Origin of the sequence: Planktothrix sp. FACHB-1365 (assembly GCF_014697575.1) — a bacterium.
Taxonomy (GTDB): Bacteria; Cyanobacteriota; Cyanobacteriia; order Cyanobacteriales; family Microcoleaceae; genus Planktothrix.
The window spans coordinates 38,353-55,916 of sequence record NZ_JACJSC010000036.1 but is presented as its reverse complement, the minus strand read 5'-3'; the positions used below and the strand labels follow the sequence as shown (position 1 = coordinate 55,916).

The window sequence follows — 17,564 nt, the reverse complement described above, 5'->3', positions numbered from 1 at the left end:
TTACCGTCAATAATATTAGTGGAAACGGAACATTACGACTCGATACCTCAGCAACTCCAACCATTAAAGATATTGCTGGAAACTCGTTAACCACAGCCTTTAATACAGGTGAAACTTATACTGTTGAGGTCATAACGCCAACACCGACTCCAACACCGACAATATCACCAACTCCAACGCCCACACCGACAATATCACCGACCCCAACGCCCACACCGACGTTAGAACCGACTCCAACGCCTACACCGACAATATCACCAACCCCAACACCCACACCGACGATAACACCTAGCCCAACACCAACCCCAACACCGACGTTAGAACCGACTCCAACGCCTACACCGACAATATCACCGACCCCAACACCGACGTTAGAACCGACTCCAACGCCCACACCGACGTTAGAACCAACTCCAACACCCACACCGACGTTAGAACCAACTCCAACACCCACACCGACGTTAGAACCAACTCCAACGCCCACACCGACGTTAGAACCGACTCCAACGCCTACACCGACAATATCACCGACTCCAGCGCCGACGTTAGAACCAACTCCAACTCCAGCGCCGACGTTAGAACCAACTCCAACTCCAGCGCCGACGTTAGAACCAACTCCAACGCCCACACCGACGTTAGAACCGACTCCAACGCCTACACCGACGTTAGAACCAACTCCAACACCTACACCGACGTTAGAACCAACTCCAGCACCTACACCAACCTTAGCCCGTACCCCAGCGCCGACAATAGCTCCAACGCCCACACCCTTACCAACGTTAGAACCGACGCCAACGCCCACACCAACCTTAGCCCGTACCCCAACACCATTACCTTCTGGTGATACCACTCCCCCGACGGCCATCATTAAGGAAACAGACAACAATCTCCCTGACTATCTTAACCCTATTGCTAAAGACCTGGGGGTTACCCCAGGACAACTAGCGACAACACCACTGTTTCAAGCAACATTGGCACTGCAGGGAGATCCCAGGGCGGTACTTGAAGCATTTGTATCTAAAATGAAGCTTAGTGGTTTGTTGAATATTTCGGCATTCAACAATTCCGCCTTTGTAGACCTAATAACAAACGTAGGAAATCAATCTGGCGTTATACGAGTATTGAACGCACTAAGTGCTGAAAGATTTGCTTTGGTAGGTCGATTAGGAAGGTCTGGCAGTTTACCTTTACGTCGAGCTAGAGAATTTAGCAGAGTAAGATACACTCTAATTTCGTTAACTGAGGTTGTTGTTTATCAGGGTGCCAATCTCCGTTTCTTGACTTTCCCGAAGCCACGTGAGGGCATGGAATATCAAGAAACTTTAATCGCACCTCAATATGATGTGATATCCTTGGTTGATGACCTTGCATCTGAGAATCTTAATTCTATCCCCCTGTTAGATCCAGGAGACGATACATTTTCTCAGCATTATTATGTATTGAATTCCAATGGGGGTATGGTATTTCCTCTGGAAGTTCCCCAGAAATTGAGTATTTCTGAACAACCGATTAACGCCAACGCGACCAATCAAGAAATCTTTGAACATTTCAATCGAGAAAGCTTTGAAGTTTCTGTCCCTGAAAAGATTGGCGGTGCAACTTTGACAGGAAATAATCGCACCTTGCAAAATTTACAAACAGATCTTCAAGAAACGCTAGGAACTGAATCTTCTGAACTCAATCAATTGGCTCAACAAATTTTAACTCGGTTTGATACCAATACCCAATGGGATTTCTCTATGGTTGCTCCTTTCTCCCAATTGCCAGAGGATTTACCGAGTAGTCAGCCCATTCTGATACAAGCCAATGTAGCTTTATCACAACAAACAGGAGTCGGAAATCAACAAATTAGCTTGATTGATAGTACGGATTTGCCTAATTATATTATTCAACTCCAAAATATTAATGTTGCTTTATTAAGGGGGCAAATGCAACTCTTGGGCGATGCCGGAAAAAATATTGTTGTTGGAGATAAACTAGGCCAAACCATTGCATTAGGTCAAGGAGATGATGAAGCACATGGCGGCGCTGCTGGAGATCTTCTCTATGGTGGAAAAGATAATGATTTGCTATTTGGAAATCAAGACAATGATAACTTGTTTGGAGATTTAGGAGATGATAGTCTTTATGGTGGACAAGGAGATGATTTCTTAGAGGGAGGAGAAGGAGATGATCACCTATTTGGAGATGTAGGAAATGATATTTTAATCGGAGGTAAAGGACGCGATCGCTTTTATATTGCAGGGAATACAGGAGTAGATATCATTAATGATTTTACTCTAGGCGAAGATCAGATTCAGTTAACAGGCGGATTAATTCTTGAAGCGTTGCAAATCACAACCGTTAATGGTAATACAATCATTAAACTTGCCAATACGGGAGAGGAACTTGTTAAACTGTTGGGTTTTGATAGTACCTTAATTAATTCCTCAGAATTTATCGCTTGATAGCTGTTAGCAAAAAAGTATCCGTATAGCAGTCTTTGTCAAACAAAATGTTTAGCAAAGACTGCTGTTGCAAACAGAGATAGTAATATGAAATCCCTAAATGTTTGCTACAAATTCCCCCCTGTAGAGACGTTGCATGCAACGTCTCTACAGGGGGTTTAGGGGATTATCTGTAGTATAATTTTCAGGATTTCATATTATTTGCTGGCGATACGTTAGCAAATATGGCTAGTACCCTCGGTTTCTGACCCGACCCATGAAATAGCCCTGGGACATAATGCCAGATTAGGAAACACTCATGCTTCAAAAATAATACATGGGTTTTTGTTAATTTTAGCATTTTTCCAGGTTTGCAAGTCCATAATGTCCTAAAATACTGGAGATTATCGGGATCACCCTTAACGGTTGAAGATTAAGCTTCACCTCGATTTGATATTTTCCCATTAAATAACGCACAATGACTTTATGGTGACACTTATCAGATTGTGTCAAAATCGAAGTCATGTTAATCTACACAACCCCGACATTCGACGCACAAGCGAAACAGCAGGGCATCCAGAGTCAAGTGGCAGAATTACTCGTCACCCTCAAGGCTCAAGGGACAGTAGCAGTACAGGCACTATTTGAGTGGAATTATCCCTACTTAAAGCGGCCTATACGGAATTTGCGCTTGCTGGGAAAAATTCTATGGGTTAAAAATGACCCAATTTTATGTTTATTGGCCGTTTTTCCGAGAGGGGGAAAAGAATATGAGGCCTTTTTGAGAAATCCCGATGACTATGGAAGAGATTATCTGGATACCTTAATTGATCAAAAAGAATTAGATAATAGTATTAATGCCCAACGGGAGGAACAAAAATCCTTTCCCCGTCGTCCTAGTTTGCCGGAAGATTTACGCCAAATTTGGTTAAAAGGGCCAGATTGGATTAAGAATACAACGGATGCTGTGATTTGTGAAAGTGAAATTTGGGTGGCACAGTTTAAGCAGCGAGACACTCAACTACAATGGCGAACTTATTATGATATTGTTGATAGTTTAGTTGAAGATCAAGCCGGAATCACGATTACAAAAACGGATTTTGCTAATATTGAAATTGCGGGTAAATCCGAAGACAATCGTTATATTCTCTATAGTTGGATTCTCACTTCAGATATTCCCAACCGCAGCGTTTTATTTCTCCTATCTACGTTTGATCATTATCCTAATTTCAATGATATTCTTGAAGTCGGTCAAATTACTCGTTTATTTAATTTTAATTCAGGAGAAACTGATTTAACAGAATCTTCAAATCACTCTAATTTGAGTAATATTTTAGCTCAAGACTTAACGTTAGAAGATTTAGCTCGTTATACTCGACGTTCTTATCCTGATTATTTATTAGGAGATTCCGAAATCTGGTTAGAAATCGAACAGGAATTCGGAATTAATTGGGCGTTATCAATGGAGGAAGAAAAGATTCTGCATGAATTATCGACTCCAGAGTTAGGAAGTAGTTCTCTCCCGGTTTTTATTAATGGACGAGCCGGAAGTGGAAAATCTACCATGTTATTTTATTTATTTGCTGATTATTGTTATCGATATCAAAAATATTATTTACAATATCGTCAAAAATTAACTCAAGTTCCCCATCCTTTATTTTTAACGTATAATGAACAATTATTAGGTAAGGCTAAAGAAGGAGTTGAAAAACTTCTCAAAAGTCACCATAAATTTTTATTAGAAACTAATGGGCAAGGAAATAAACCTTCTATTGATGTTTGTTTTAAATCTTTTCAGCAATTTCTATTAAGTTTATTGCCTCCTGAAGAAAGCGATAGATTTGATCCTGATAAATATATTTGTTTTCATGAATTTAGACAACGATGCGGTCGTCGCTATAGTCGTTATTCTCCCGAACTGTGTTGGCATATTATTAGAACGTTTATTAAAGGTTATACCCTAACCGGACAACATGAAGGGTATATGACCCCGGATGATTATCAAGAAGTGCCTCGACGGGAACGTAGTTTATCCGTTGAAATTTATCAAGCCATTTATAAACAAGTTTGGCCTTGGTATTATCAATTAACCACCAGAGAAGGCTATTGGGATGATCAAGATTTAATTAGAAAAGTCTTAGAAGTTCGTCGAGATCATTTACCCCTTTATACTGCTATTTTTTGTGATGAAGCTCAAGATTTTACCAGCTTAGAACTGCGATTAATTATGCAGTTATCTATTTTTTCTCATTGTGATTTATATCCCCCGGTCTGGTGTTTACCCTTTGCCTTTGCGGGAGATCCCTTTCAAACTTTAAACCCAACTGGATTTCGCTGGGAAAGTGTTAAGGCGACCTTTTTTGATCAAGTCATTGCCGCCCTTGACCCAACTCGTCAACTGAATTTAACCATGACCTTTTATGAACTTGAATCTAATTATAGATCAAGTCCGTCTATTGTAAAAGTTACAAATTTAATTCACCTTTGGAGACATATTTTATTTAAAATTCAAGAGTTAAAACCCCAAGAATCTTGGCAATCTTATCTGGAGTCTCCTATTCCTCAGAAGTTTATTTTTGGACAACATAATTTTTCCGTTGAAGCGTTAAAAAAACATATTGAAAAATCCCCTATTTTTATTGTTCCTTGTGAAGCAGGAGGGGAATTAGACTATATTCGACGAGATGAATTTTTATCGCCTTTATTTCCTGATGCGACAGAAGAACATCCCCCCAAGAATATTTTAAGTGCCATTCAAGCGAAAGGATTAGAATTTCCCTTAGTAATTTTATATAAATTTGGCGATCAATTTGCTAAAGAATTTAATCAACGGCCCTTAATTGATTATGTCCAAGGAACAGAAAATCATCCTTTAGAATTAGAATACTTTTTTAATAAGCTTTATGTTGCCGCTAGTCGGGGAATGTCGGATTTAGTCATTATTGATACGGAAATGGGCGATCGCTATTTATGGCAATATGCTACTGTTGAAACAGATTCTGCGATAGAGACGCGACCGGATACCTCTTTACATTATGATCAATATTGGTTAACTCAAGTTGATAATCGGGAGAACTGGGAAACCTATATTGGAGGAGTCCGTTGGGGGGATAATTTAGAAGAATTACAACGGGATAATAGAGCCTCCCAAGCGCAGGAATTTGAAGAAAATGGTCGTAATCAAAAAGATGCTACATCCATGCGACGGGCGAAACAATTTTATCGAGAATTAGGCTATTTAGAAAAAGCAGATATTTGTGAAGCCTTCGCGTTAAAATTTGATAAACGCTTTCGAGAAGCCGGACGTTTATTCCTCAAAAGGAGTCAAGAATTAGAGGCGTGGGATTGTTTTTGGGATGGAATGTGTTGGCAAGCTTTAGCGGAATGGTATCGCCAATTTCCTCAGAAAAAACAGGTAGAACAGCCTTTAGTTGAATTTATGGCACAAACCCCAAAAACCTTGCCGAATATTCGACAATTTACCCAATTTTTAGAAGAGAGTTTAAGCAACCAAATTCTCCAAGAAAATCGTTTAGTCAAAGCTTGGAAAGCGGCTGTTCAAGATTATAGCCGTCAAATTCGGATTTTAATGCGGGAAAAAATCTTAGACCCGGAAGAATGGCAACGGTTTGCAGAGGTTTTAGAAGGATTAGATGAAGCCAAATATAACAGTGTTTTAGAATTAGCTGGAGATTGTTATTATCGGGCGAAAAATTTACGGCGGGCGGTGCGCTGTTGGCAGGATAGTAACACCACTCAAAAACGAGAATATAATATTGCCCAAGCCGAATTATCAGGATTTCCCGAAGGATTACCTTATTTAGAAAAAGCGGGAGATTTTGAACGGATGATTGTAGAATGGGAAAAATCAGGAAAGTCAGGAAGTCAACAATGGCTGAAACATTTAGATTGTCTTGGACGGGCTTTAGAACGACAAAATCGCCTACGAGATTGGATTGATTATTTAATTAAAATTAAACGTTGGATTGATGCGATCGCAGCGATTGAAAAATGTAGTAAACTGGAAGCTATTCTATTTAGATTTGAACTGCTGCGTCAAATTGCCCGTTCTAATTTAACCCCTGAACAAGCACGGGATTTTAGAAGTCGTTATTTAGGCTTAATTGAAAAAGTCTTATCCAGTGACAACTGGCGACAAAAATTAACGATGGTTGAAGTGGGAATTGCCTTAGAAAAAATTGGGGAATTGGTTCCGACTCTCAAATTTTATGAACGATTTATTAACTCTAATGAACTGGCTTTACAAGACTTTGCGAGAGAACGATGGTTAGCCACTAAACTCAAACAAAAAGATTATGCCTTAGTCGCTGAACCCATCCGGGCGGAAGAAATTCACCAAGATATTATGCGGAAATCTAATGATTGGAAAATCAATCCCGCCACCTTAAATATTGACACTCCGCGCTTAGATTTGTTAGACCGTCCTGAACTTTTACAACTTCATCCCGGCGATAGCCAACATCGTTCTGATAGTTTACCGGAGAATGAAATTCAAGGTTTACCCCCCGGTACAAAAATCCGTCTTTTGGGGCCAGAAGCCGATGGATTTAGTTTCCAAATTGGTCATATTCAAGTAAAACGCGCTAAACGAAATAATAGTTTATGGGTACTCTTGACCGATATTTATAGTTCCAAAGCTTTACAAATTGATGTTGATGGTAAACAGGGGAAAGTTAGAATTGGAGAATTAATGTTAGAAGTCGCCGATGGTCATCAACTGTCCTTTAATAGTACCACAGGGGATTATCGAGGCGTTGTTTTCTATCGAGATGAAAAACCCAGGGTTGAGTTGCATATTCGGGGTATCTCTAGTATTATTTCCCTGTAGGGAATAAAATTGAATCCTAGACAATTCTAATCAAGAAGGCTATATATATTCATGACTAACCAGTTTTTGACTTCTAATTAACCCGAGTAAAGCTAATACTAAATTATCCTATGTCAGCACAATTTTTTGTTCAACCGATTCCCGAAATTAACGTTAAGGAATTAGACGAGTTACTGCAAACTCTTCCTCAAACTCAACTTCAGTTAATTGATGTGCGCGAACCTGAAGAAATTGAGATGGCAAAACTTGAAGGGTTTATGAATTATCCCCTCAGCAAATATAGCCAATGGTCGGAGCAAATTTTGGTCGAGCTTGATGCCACCCAAGAAACCTTGGTTTTGTGTCATCATGGTGTGAGATCGGCTCAAATGTGCCAATGGCTGATTCGCCAGGGCTTCACCCAGGTAAAAAATATTACTGGGGGTATTGATGCTTATTCAATTTACGTTAACTCCCAAGTTCCTCGATATTAAATATTCATGATCAACAACTGTTTTATTCTTCTGGATTCGGTGAATTTATAATGATAGGAAACCCGATTAAAAAGTCTGATTTTGTCCTATCTCCCTACATCAAAAGTAACAATTTACGGGCAACTTATCAAATTTTCAATACCGTTGTTCCTTATTTCCTTTTATGGATTTTAGCCGTTAAAGCGGCTTCTATTTCCTTTTGGTTGCTTCCGCCCATTATGGTTTTAATGGTGCTGTTTTCAGTGCGTTGTTTTTCTTTAATGCACGATTGCGGACACTATTCTCTCTTTAGTTCAAAAAAGGTTAATCGGGTTGTTGGTTTTATGTTTGGTGTGATTAACGCCATTCCTCAATACCCTTGGTCAAGAGGACACGCCTATCATCACAAAACGAACGGAGATTGGGAGCGCTATCGGGGGCCATCTGCTTTAATTTCGACGGAGGAATTTGCCAAACTGAGTCCATCGGGTCAATGGTGGTATGAATTTCTCAGACACCCCTTGATGATTTTTCCCGGTGGTTTTTTCTATCTAGCTATTAAGCCCAGACTGGCTTTAATCACCGGAATTTATGGGTTTTGGGGTCATCTACTCAATTACTTAAAGCAATATCCAGAGATTACTTTAATCGGGTGTTTCTCTTCTTATAAATCCAAAACTTGGTATACAACGGGTGAGTTTTGGGATTTACTTTTCAATAATATTTGTGTTGTGGGTAGCTGGATTTTTCTGAGTTATTTTTTAGGGGTTGGTTTCTTCTGGAGTGTTTATTCTATTACTCTCACCTGTTCAGCAGCACTGTTTATTTGTGTGTTTTTTGTACAACATAACTTTGAAGGTTCCTATGCCCATAAAACCGAAGGTTGGGATTATCTTCGAGGAGCCATTGAGGGCAGTAGTTACCTAGAATTACCGCCCCTTTTAAAATGGTTTTCCGCCGATATTGGCTATCATAATATTCATCATCTTTGTGAAAGAATTCCTAATTATAATCTTGAAGCCTGCCATCATCACAATCAACACCTACTCACGACTGTAAAAACCCTGCGAATCGCCGATATTTCAGATTGTTTTAAGTTTATCCTCTGGGATTCTGCTTCAAATCGTCTTGTTTCGATCTCATCCTTTCGTGAGGCTTCCCAGCCTAAAGGGGTAGAGATTGGCGTTCACTAACTCGGTTTTAGAGCTAATTCCCCCAAATTTGCTCAGATTTGGTACACCCTGGAACGGCTTCGTTAAGATAGGAATTACCGGAAAGTAGGAGCCGATCAATTATGGTAATAGCATCCGTTGGGTCTAATTTTTCAGATGCGATTGATCAAGGATATTATTTAGATCGGGACTGCACTACCCTATCTCGTCATGTTCTTCAACAATTGCATAGCTTTTCCCCCGATGCTCAAGATATTAGTGCTTTAATGAATCGCATCGGACTGGCGGGAAAACTCATCGCTCGCAGGTTATCCCAGGCGGGTTTAGTGGATGATGCGTTAGGGTTTACAGGGGTGGTGAACGTTCAAGGAGAGTCCGTTCAAAAGATGGATGTTTATGCCAACTCCGTCTTTATTTCGGTGTTCAAACAAAGCGGTTTAGTCTGTCGTTTGGCATCAGAAGAGATGGAAAACCCTTTTTATATTCCCGAAAACTGTCCCATCGGACGCTATACCTTGCTTTATGATCCTTTAGATGGTTCATCAAATTTAGATACTAACTTAAATGTCGGGTCAATTTTTGCCATTCGTCAACAAGAAGGCAATGATGAAGATGGCGCGGCGACGGATTTATTGCAAAATGGACATAAACAAATCGGGGCTGGATATATTCTTTATGGCCCTAGTACAATGTTAGTTTATTCCATTGGAACGGGGGTTCATTCCTTCATTCTTGACCCCAGTTTAGGCGAGTTTATTTTAGCCAAAGAAAACATTTCAATTCCCCAGCACGGGCCGATTTATAGTGTTAATGAAGGGAATTTTTGGCAATGGGATGAATCCATTCGGGATTATATTCGTTATGTGCATCGCCATGAAGGATATACGGCCCGTTATAGTGGTGCTTTAGTGGGAGATGTTCACCGGATTTTATATCAAGGGGGTGTGTTTTTATATCCGGGGACGGTTAAGAAACCAGAGGGAAAATTACGGTTATTATATGAGTCTGCACCGATGGCATTTTTAATGGAACAAGCGGGAGGACGAGCTTCAACGGGAACCCAAGAAATTTTAGATGTTGTTCCTGAAAAATTGCATCAACGCACTCCTTTAATTATTGGAAGTAAAGAGGATGTTGCCTTAGTTGAATCGTTTATTCAAGATCGCAAACGTCGGGAACAAGAAGGCGGTCTGGAATAAATAGTGTATTTCAGCAAGATACTACAGATTATTCCCTAAACCCCCTGTAGAGACGTTGCATGCAACGTCTCTACAGGGGAGGGATGGGTAGTAAAGAGTTGACGTTGATACAGTGGAGGGGAAGGTGAGGAAGTTGGCTACCCTTGTCCTATAAACAGGTAAAAAAGTTTCACCCCAACCCCTTCTGGATCACCTGGTTTTACGATATGATAAGGAACTGTATAAGTTTCTAAGTAAACTATCTTGAGTGAGATTTGTACCCCAGTCGCACCAGGTCAACCGTTGACGCCTTTCCAGAAAATCGGTTTGGAATCAGTCACTCGTCTACATGGCGGACGGGATGTGGTACTGGCGATTGACCTAACGGAAAGCGTCGGTTTGAATGATGAAGGTCATTTGCGTTTACGTCAAATTGTTGAAGATAGCTTAAAATCAGGAGACACCGTTTATGTTGTGCCTTTTGCTACAAAAACTAACCCTTCAACACCTGAGATCAACCCTTTAACTTTAGAAACTGCAATTCAGTTTAAAGGGAAAGCCGATGTAGAAAAGATTTTACAATTAATTCCCTTTCAGCCTGACCTGAGATTACAAAATACCGATATTCAACAAGCTGAGTTAACGATTTATCAAGGTTTAGCCGATCTCAATCAATGTCGTTTAACCCAGAATCAACCGATTAAACCACAATCCGTTGTTTGGATTACCGATGCACCGTTATTTACAAAATCCCCTGCTACCTCTGAAGAATGGACGGAAACCCCAGCAGAAAGTCCTTTTCGAGTTGCAACTTCTCCAGAAACACAACAGCGCCAAGAGTGGTTAAATCAATTACCCTTAAATCAGCGATCGCTTCCGATTAAAACTCAAGAACAGCGACAATATAACCTAACGATTGTTGATATTCCCCCGAATGTTCAAGAGTTCTGTACTCCTACCCCAGGACAGAAAGAAACTTGTTTAGTTTCTCCTTATTTATGGAAACAGTTATGGCTACCCGGATTAATTTTAGGAATTTTAATTCTTGCTAGTGTAGGCATAGGAATTAAAATTTACCGCCTGAATAAAAAATGGAAACTGATGGTTAATTTTGACGATGATGATAATGCAGCAGATCAAACCTGCTCTCTTGGTAATCATCAAAGAATTGCCATTGGTGAATATGAATCCGGTTGTCAGGATACCATTGATGTACCCGGAGCAGAAGTTCGGGCTTATTTAGTTAGAAAAGGAGAAAAACTTTATTTAGAACCAACGAACAATAGCCGGATTGAATATCAAGACAAAAGTGTCGATAAAAAAATCCAAATAACTAGGAGTAGGATAAATTTTAATTGCCCTAATCCTAAACCTCCCAAAAACTACAGAATAACCATTAAAATTCAAAAATAAACTAACCAAAAGGGATTCATCATGCAAGCGAATGATTATCAACTACAAGGAGTTCAACGCACGATTTGTATCGGATTAGGAGGAACAGGACGAGATGTTTTAATGCGGATTCGGCGGTTAATTGTAGAAAAATACGGGGATTTAACCGAACTGCCGATTGTTAGTTTTGTTCATATTGACACGGATAAAACCGCCACTCAGTCCGCCAGTTTAAAAACAGGTAATACCTATCGGGGTGTTGATTTAAGTTTTCAAGATTCTGAAAAAGTAAATGCCATTTTAACCGCCGCAGAAGTGACGAATTTTGTGCGAGGTGTAGAACAGCGTTCTCAATCCAATCGTTCTGGGCCGTTTGATCATATTTCTCGCTGGTTTCCGCCTCAATTACTTCGTAATATTAGAGCCGTTGAAGAAGGCGCCAAAGGCATTCGACCTGTGGGAAGATTAGCATTTTTTCATAATTACCAAAAGATCAAAACTGTCATTGAAACCGCAGCAAAACGGACAATGGGTCATGAAGCCTCTTTACTGCAAGCCGGATTAAAACTTGAACCCGGATTAAATATTTTTGTGATTGGTTCCCTCTGTGGTGGTACGGGAAGCGGAATGTTTTTAGATGTTGCTTATAGTTTAAGGAAATCCTATGGAGATAAAGGCACGCAATTACTCGGATATTTAGTGGTAAGTCCACAGTTATATAGTAATGCGTCCTATATGAATGCCAATACTTATGCAGCCTTAAAAGAACTCAATTATTATAGCAGTACGGGGACTCGATTTGAAGCTTGTTATGATATGCAAAATTTGGTAATTGTTCAGGAACCTCGCGCCCCATTTGATTATACTTATTTAATTTCTAATGAAACGAACGGTGAATATACAATCTTAGAACAACAAAAATTATGTAATGTGATTGCTCATAAAATCGCCTTAGATTTTATCGGAGAATTAGCCCCCGTTGCTAAAGGAATGCGGGATAATTTACTCACCCATTTAATTCAATCGGATAATCATCCCCGTCCTAATACCCAAGGATATTTAACCTTTGGCTTGGCTGCAATTTATTTTCCTCGTGAAATTATTGTAAAAATTGCCTTAAATCGGATTAGTTTAAAATTGGTTAATTTTTGGTTAAATGGAGAAGGTCAAAGTCCCGACCCTCAATTAATTATTGAACAATTTTTGATTAAATATAATTGGTATAGTGATTTAATCCAACGGGACGGGTTTAAAGAACGACTCGCTGGAGGCGTTCAAGAAGGGAGCAAAGACTTTTCTACGACCTTAACTAAATTTAGAGAGAAATTAATTCAAAAAATTAATGAGTGTAAAAATAGTGAAGATCGGATCAGTTTAAAAAATAACTTATCACGAGAATTTCGAGAACAGTTCAGAAAAGTTCAGCCTGGGGAAACAGAAACAACAAGAGGAATTTGGTTAACCCGGTTAATGCAGGTACAACCGAGCATCGCTCAACAATTGAAAGATCATATTAATGAATTTATTGCGGAATTAATGACCCCAAGTAATCCCAAATTTTCGACTAAAAGTGTTCGAGATTGGTTAGAGGCGATGCAAACAGAATTAAACAGCTATCAACGTCAGTTAGAGGAAGAAATTAGTCAAGGGGGAGGAATGAAAAAAATTGAAGACTTAGAGAAAAAATGGCGAGATTTAGAACAGAACATGGATGAGATAGAGCAAAGAATTGAACTCCCCATACTGAATCGTAAAAATGCGGATATTCAGAGATTAGCGAGAAACGCTGTTCAAAGTATTATTCAGTTAATTCAGCATAATTTCAAATTAGCAGTGACTCAAGAAACCTTAAAAATCGTCAATGATTTGCAAAAGTATGTTAGAGATTGTTCGACTGAAGTTGCCACCTTTAGCCGGATGATCGAGAATTTAAAAACGAATTATGAGAAAGAACAAAATGATCTGATCAATTCTAATTTTAATGAAATGAGTGGAGACGCTATTTTTGCTCCAGAAGATATTGAAGAATGTTATCAAACCTTATTACCAGATTTAGAGTTTCGCTCTGCATTGGTGTTAGTGAGTAAAGATATTACAGAGGCATCTGGGGTAGGAGAATCGATTTGTTATTTGATTAATCGTACCACCGGAGAGCAACTAAAAACAGAAATTGATCAAAAAATAGATGGTGAATTTGGTTCTCGGAGTAACCAAATTGTTAAATCTGTGATTAAACGTTTTATTCAAAATTATTCTGGGTCAATTCGTCCTACCCGTTTAGGACAAATTATTGAGCAGGCAGAACCTTTATTACGTTTAAATGTCAGTGATCCTTATTTTTCTAATCTTTCGGATAAACGAAAAGAATTTATTGGATTTAAAGATACCGATGAGGTAGAAGTAAATCAGTTTAAAATGACTCTGACTCGTGATTTAGGAATCGACCCAACGGCTTTAAAACCGACTCAAGCTGAAGATCAAATTTTAATTGTCAGGGAATATGGTGGCTTTCCTTTACGATTGATTAATGGTTTAGAAGAAATCAGAAATCATTATATCCGAGAACAAAATAAAGATGGCTCAACTTGTCATTCTGATTATCAAATCCCCTTTACTGATATTATCCCCCCAGATGCTAGACTCATGGAAGAATTGGAAGATGTTTTCTATCCTTGTTTAGCATTTCAGTTAATTGTTAAAAATCCTAAAACTCAAGGCTTAGAGTTTCAATATTACGATAATTTACGAGACTATTATTATACAGCAGAACTGAACCCAATTTGGAATCAAGCGTTAGAAGAACTGGCGAATCACCGAGAAATGACGAAAACGTTAAACGAGTTATTAGAGGAGGAAATTAATCAGATTCGTCAAAATCCTGATCTCTGGAAAAGTCAATATTTACCCAGATTACAGCAATTTGTGGATTATGTGGATAATTTACCTGAATCTAATCCTAATTATCTTTATAAATCAACGGTTGTGGGGACTCCGGGTACAATTAATAATTTAGGACAGGAAGGAGTTATTAATCGTTTTCGTCGAAAAATTCAGGAAAGTCTAACTAAGACTGCAAGTTTACCAACATCGGTTAATGACGATTCTGCCTCTTTAGTAAAGCGTGGAAAAAATTCCAGAGATTTTAACCAAAGTGATGACAGTTTAGAGGCAAAATTAAGGCAGCTAAAACAAAAATTAGATCAGGGGCTCATTACTCAAAAAGGATATGAATTTGAGAAAGAAGAAATTCTACGGAAATATGGTTGTTAACTCATTTTAATTTAGTTACATTGATTTGAATCTAAGCTCATGTTCAATCTTGAGGATATTTTATGTTGTTTCCTTCTTTTCCTCCTTTACCGCCTTTGTTAATCATTTTGATCGGGATATTTGTGTTTATTCCCTCGATCATTACCCTCTATTATCGCTGGAATCTTTATCAACATTTAACCACTCAAGCGAATAAAATTTATCAGATTATCAATAAACGGGAGCTTGAACTCCCGCCTGCGATTGTACAAGTTTTAGAACAGAGTTTTGCAGAATCCAGCCAAAATTTAGAACAAGTGAACACGGCGGCTTTGATTGATCAAGCCTACAGCCAAGAACAGGTTTTAGGGCTATCCTGCGAACAAATTGAATATTTTTGTCGAATTTTTCCGAATTTACTCCTAGCTTTTGGATTAATTGGAACCTTTATTGGAATTACGGTCAATTTGGGCTCTTTGAGTCAAACTATTAGTCAAAGTCAAGCAACGGATGTTAGTCAATTAGTAGAGGAATTAAAAGAACCCCTAGAAGGAATGGCGATCGCTTTTATTACCAGTTTAGCTGGGTTATTTTTTAGTGCATTATTAACTGTTTTAAACTTTTTATGGAATACGAGCCTAGCGAAATATCGTTTAACGGTTTCTTTAGAACATTACCTCGATAATATTTATTATTCATCCTTAAATGGTCAAACTCGACTGGATAAAGTTGTTAAAGGAATGTCGAGTGAATTTAAGGATTTTTTAGATCGATTTGGTATTACTGTTAGAGAGGCGGTGGAATCTGCAATGAGAGATAATATTCATCAAATTACAAAAGCGAATGTAGAAGCGAGTGAATTAGCTCTAAAAGTCTATAGTCAATTATCCAATGCTACTGGAACGTTGGAAAGGGGAGCTAGAGAGTTTCAGATCGCAACAGAAGGTTTTACAAATGCCGTACAAGTTAGTAAAACAACGGCTGAGAAATTAGAACAAGTTGCTCAAGGTTTTGAACAAAGTGAATTTCCTAAACAATTATCAATAATTGCCACTGATTTTGGAGAGAATCAAAAGAATTTTTCTGACTCAGCATTCGGTTTATTTCAAACGGTTCAATCTTTGGAAACGATATTAACTCAACTTCAAACCTTTACGGAACAGTTAGTGAAAACGGAAACAAAATTAAGTGAACTCAATCAAAGTTCATTACAGGTTTTAGAGTTAAATCAAACCAATCAACAATCCCTAGTTGAAATTATTCCTCAACTGCAACAAGGAGGAAAAAGCTTGGAGTTAAGTTCTCAAACGTTAGAGAATATCCAAAACCAAGTGATTGATAAATCTAATCATTTAGAAGACATTGGTAAACAATTAGAAACCTTAGTTAAAACCCTGAATACTTATACAAATACAGTGAATTTTGAACTAGAATCTTTAAGTAAAATGATGAATAAGCTTATTAAAGAACAATCAAATAGTAGTCAGTCCTATTCACAAGTTTTAGCGGATAAATTGGAATCAGCAATTAAACCTAATATGAAGTATATTATTGAGATGAAATCCGATTTATCGCAGGTACTTAAACTCTTAAAAGAACAAAGCGGTAATCCGGGAATTAAGAATAATAAACCCAAATTTTGGGAAAGTAAATAAATTTAGGACTGATGCTGGAGATTCTCGGCTAGATCAGGAGATTGATCCTGAGTTCAGGTTTTTATATTAGTTACCCAGTTTCTAGGGTACAAGTTGGTAAGTTTTTTAATTATTATTATTAAAGGTTTAAAATTATGCGTCGTCCGACTCAACTTCAAAATTCATCGGAAGATTTGAATGTTTGGCAAGCATTTACAGATTTAATGTCTAATGCTTTTTTAATTATGAGCTTGTTTTTATTGTTAGCGATTGTTAAATCATCGTTATTAACCTCTAACTCAAAAGAGAAAGATCAGAAAATTAAAGACTTAACAATAACAGTTGGTTCATTAAAAAACGAAATTGAACGATTAAAAGCTCCACCAGTTATTGTGATTAAAGATTCTGATCGAGATGCTCAGGGGCGATCTTTAAAATTTGAGACAGGTAAAGCGGATTTACCTGAAGGGTTGCGAATTTTTATTGAAGGGAATGTGGTGGAAAAATTAGAGGAATTTTCTAAAGTTTATCAAGGTTATGTGGTGGATGTAATTGGACATACTGATGGTCAAGAAACGTTTAATCCCGCTAGTAATTTAGATCAAATCTTAGAACAAGTTGCACAGGGGAACCAACCTGTTAAAAATCTCAAACCAGGTTCTAATGCTGATTTAGGATTAATGCGTTCTTTAGCAGTTGTTAAAAAACTCCAAGCTATTCAAGAAAAAGGTCGTTTAAAGGGGTTAAAATTTAGAGCTTATTCAGCCGCACAATTATTTTTGCCTTCAGGACAATATTCGTCGCAAAATCGTACTTCTGATGAAACAAGAAGACGCATCGAAATTCGCTTTACTCCCCCAGGAGTTGAACAAGATTAATAAGAAAGAATTAATGTCCTATATTCGTTAAGTTATGCTAGAATAAGTTATTAAAGATAATGATATCAGTCAAGAATAACGGATAAAACGTTGAACCAAGGTAAGGGTGAGGCGCGCCTCACCCCTACAGAAATACTTAATCATTAACAATTTTATACGGGTTCAGAAAAACGTCCGAAAACCAAGCCGTTTGTTTAAAAAATGGTTGTGTGTTTAGATTGGAAAAACAGGAAACTGTTGATAATAATGGAATTTTATGGTTTTTATTGATTGCGTTGTTTGTGTTTATTATTGTGGTGGCTAGGGGGTAATTGAGGAAGCCGTTTTTACTTAG

General features: G+C 38.2%; 9 protein-coding genes. All 9 read left to right on the top strand.

The features are described from left to right. The coding region (locus H6G57_RS25325) for a calcium-binding protein (protein WP_304608948.1) at positions 1-2,447 on the top strand (2,447 nt) is incomplete at its 5' end. A gap of 502 nt (positions 2,448-2,949) precedes the next feature. Further along, the gene (locus tag H6G57_RS25320) at positions 2,950-7,275 is read left to right on the top strand and encodes a hypothetical protein (RefSeq protein ID WP_190523705.1); all 4,326 of its coding nucleotides are present in this window, start codon (positions 2,950-2,952) and stop codon (positions 7,273-7,275) included. A gap of 110 nt (positions 7,276-7,385) precedes the next feature. Continuing rightward, a complete protein-coding gene (locus H6G57_RS25315) occupies positions 7,386-7,748 on the top strand; it encodes a rhodanese-like domain-containing protein (protein WP_190523703.1) in 363 nt (120 codons plus the stop codon). Between the two features lie 50 nt (positions 7,749-7,798). Then, positions 7,799-8,920: a fatty acid desaturase gene (locus H6G57_RS25310; protein WP_199314454.1), complete on the top strand. Its 1,122-nt coding sequence runs from the start codon at positions 7,799-7,801 to the stop codon at positions 8,918-8,920. 101 nt (positions 8,921-9,021) lie between these two features. Then, positions 9,022-10,098, top strand: a complete 1,077-nt coding sequence (fbp, locus tag H6G57_RS25305; RefSeq protein WP_190523700.1) for a class 1 fructose-bisphosphatase — start codon at positions 9,022-9,024, stop codon at positions 10,096-10,098. A gap of 306 nt (positions 10,099-10,404) precedes the next feature. Continuing rightward, positions 10,405-11,490: a VWA domain-containing protein gene (locus tag H6G57_RS25300; protein ID WP_242049089.1), complete on the top strand. Its 1,086-nt coding sequence runs from the start codon at positions 10,405-10,407 to the stop codon at positions 11,488-11,490. A gap of 21 nt (positions 11,491-11,511) precedes the next feature. Then, on the top strand, positions 11,512-14,739 hold the full coding sequence (locus tag H6G57_RS25295; protein ID WP_190523696.1) for a tubulin-like doman-containing protein: 3,228 nt from the start codon (positions 11,512-11,514) through the stop codon (positions 14,737-14,739). A 62-nt stretch (positions 14,740-14,801) separates the two neighbouring features. Continuing rightward, positions 14,802-16,373 carry a hypothetical protein gene (locus H6G57_RS25290; RefSeq protein WP_190523695.1) on the top strand — a complete coding sequence of 524 codons (1,572 nt, stop codon included), beginning with the start codon at positions 14,802-14,804 and terminating at the stop codon, positions 16,371-16,373. Between the two features lie 134 nt (positions 16,374-16,507). After that, complete coding sequence (locus tag H6G57_RS25285) at positions 16,508-17,230, top strand: hypothetical protein (protein WP_190523693.1); 723 nt, start codon at positions 16,508-16,510, stop codon at positions 17,228-17,230. Positions 17,231-17,564: the final 334 nt, after the last annotated feature.

Bases quoted from the DNA above. Each gene is read 5' to 3' on its own strand.
- H6G57_RS25320 (WP_190523705.1), top strand. From the start codon at position 2,950: ATGTTAATCTACACAACCCCGACATTCGACGCACAAGCGAAACAGCAG.
- H6G57_RS25315 (WP_190523703.1), top strand. From the start codon at position 7,386: ATGTCAGCACAATTTTTTGTTCAACCGATTCCCGAAATTAACGTTAAG.
- H6G57_RS25310 (WP_199314454.1), top strand. From the start codon at position 7,799: ATGATAGGAAACCCGATTAAAAAGTCTGATTTTGTCCTATCTCCCTAC.
- fbp (WP_190523700.1), top strand. From the start codon at position 9,022: ATGGTAATAGCATCCGTTGGGTCTAATTTTTCAGATGCGATTGATCAA.
- H6G57_RS25295 (WP_190523696.1), top strand. From the start codon at position 11,512: ATGCAAGCGAATGATTATCAACTACAAGGAGTTCAACGCACGATTTGT.
- H6G57_RS25290 (WP_190523695.1), top strand. From the start codon at position 14,802: ATGTTGTTTCCTTCTTTTCCTCCTTTACCGCCTTTGTTAATCATTTTG.
- H6G57_RS25285 (WP_190523693.1), top strand. From the start codon at position 16,508: ATGCGTCGTCCGACTCAACTTCAAAATTCATCGGAAGATTTGAATGTT.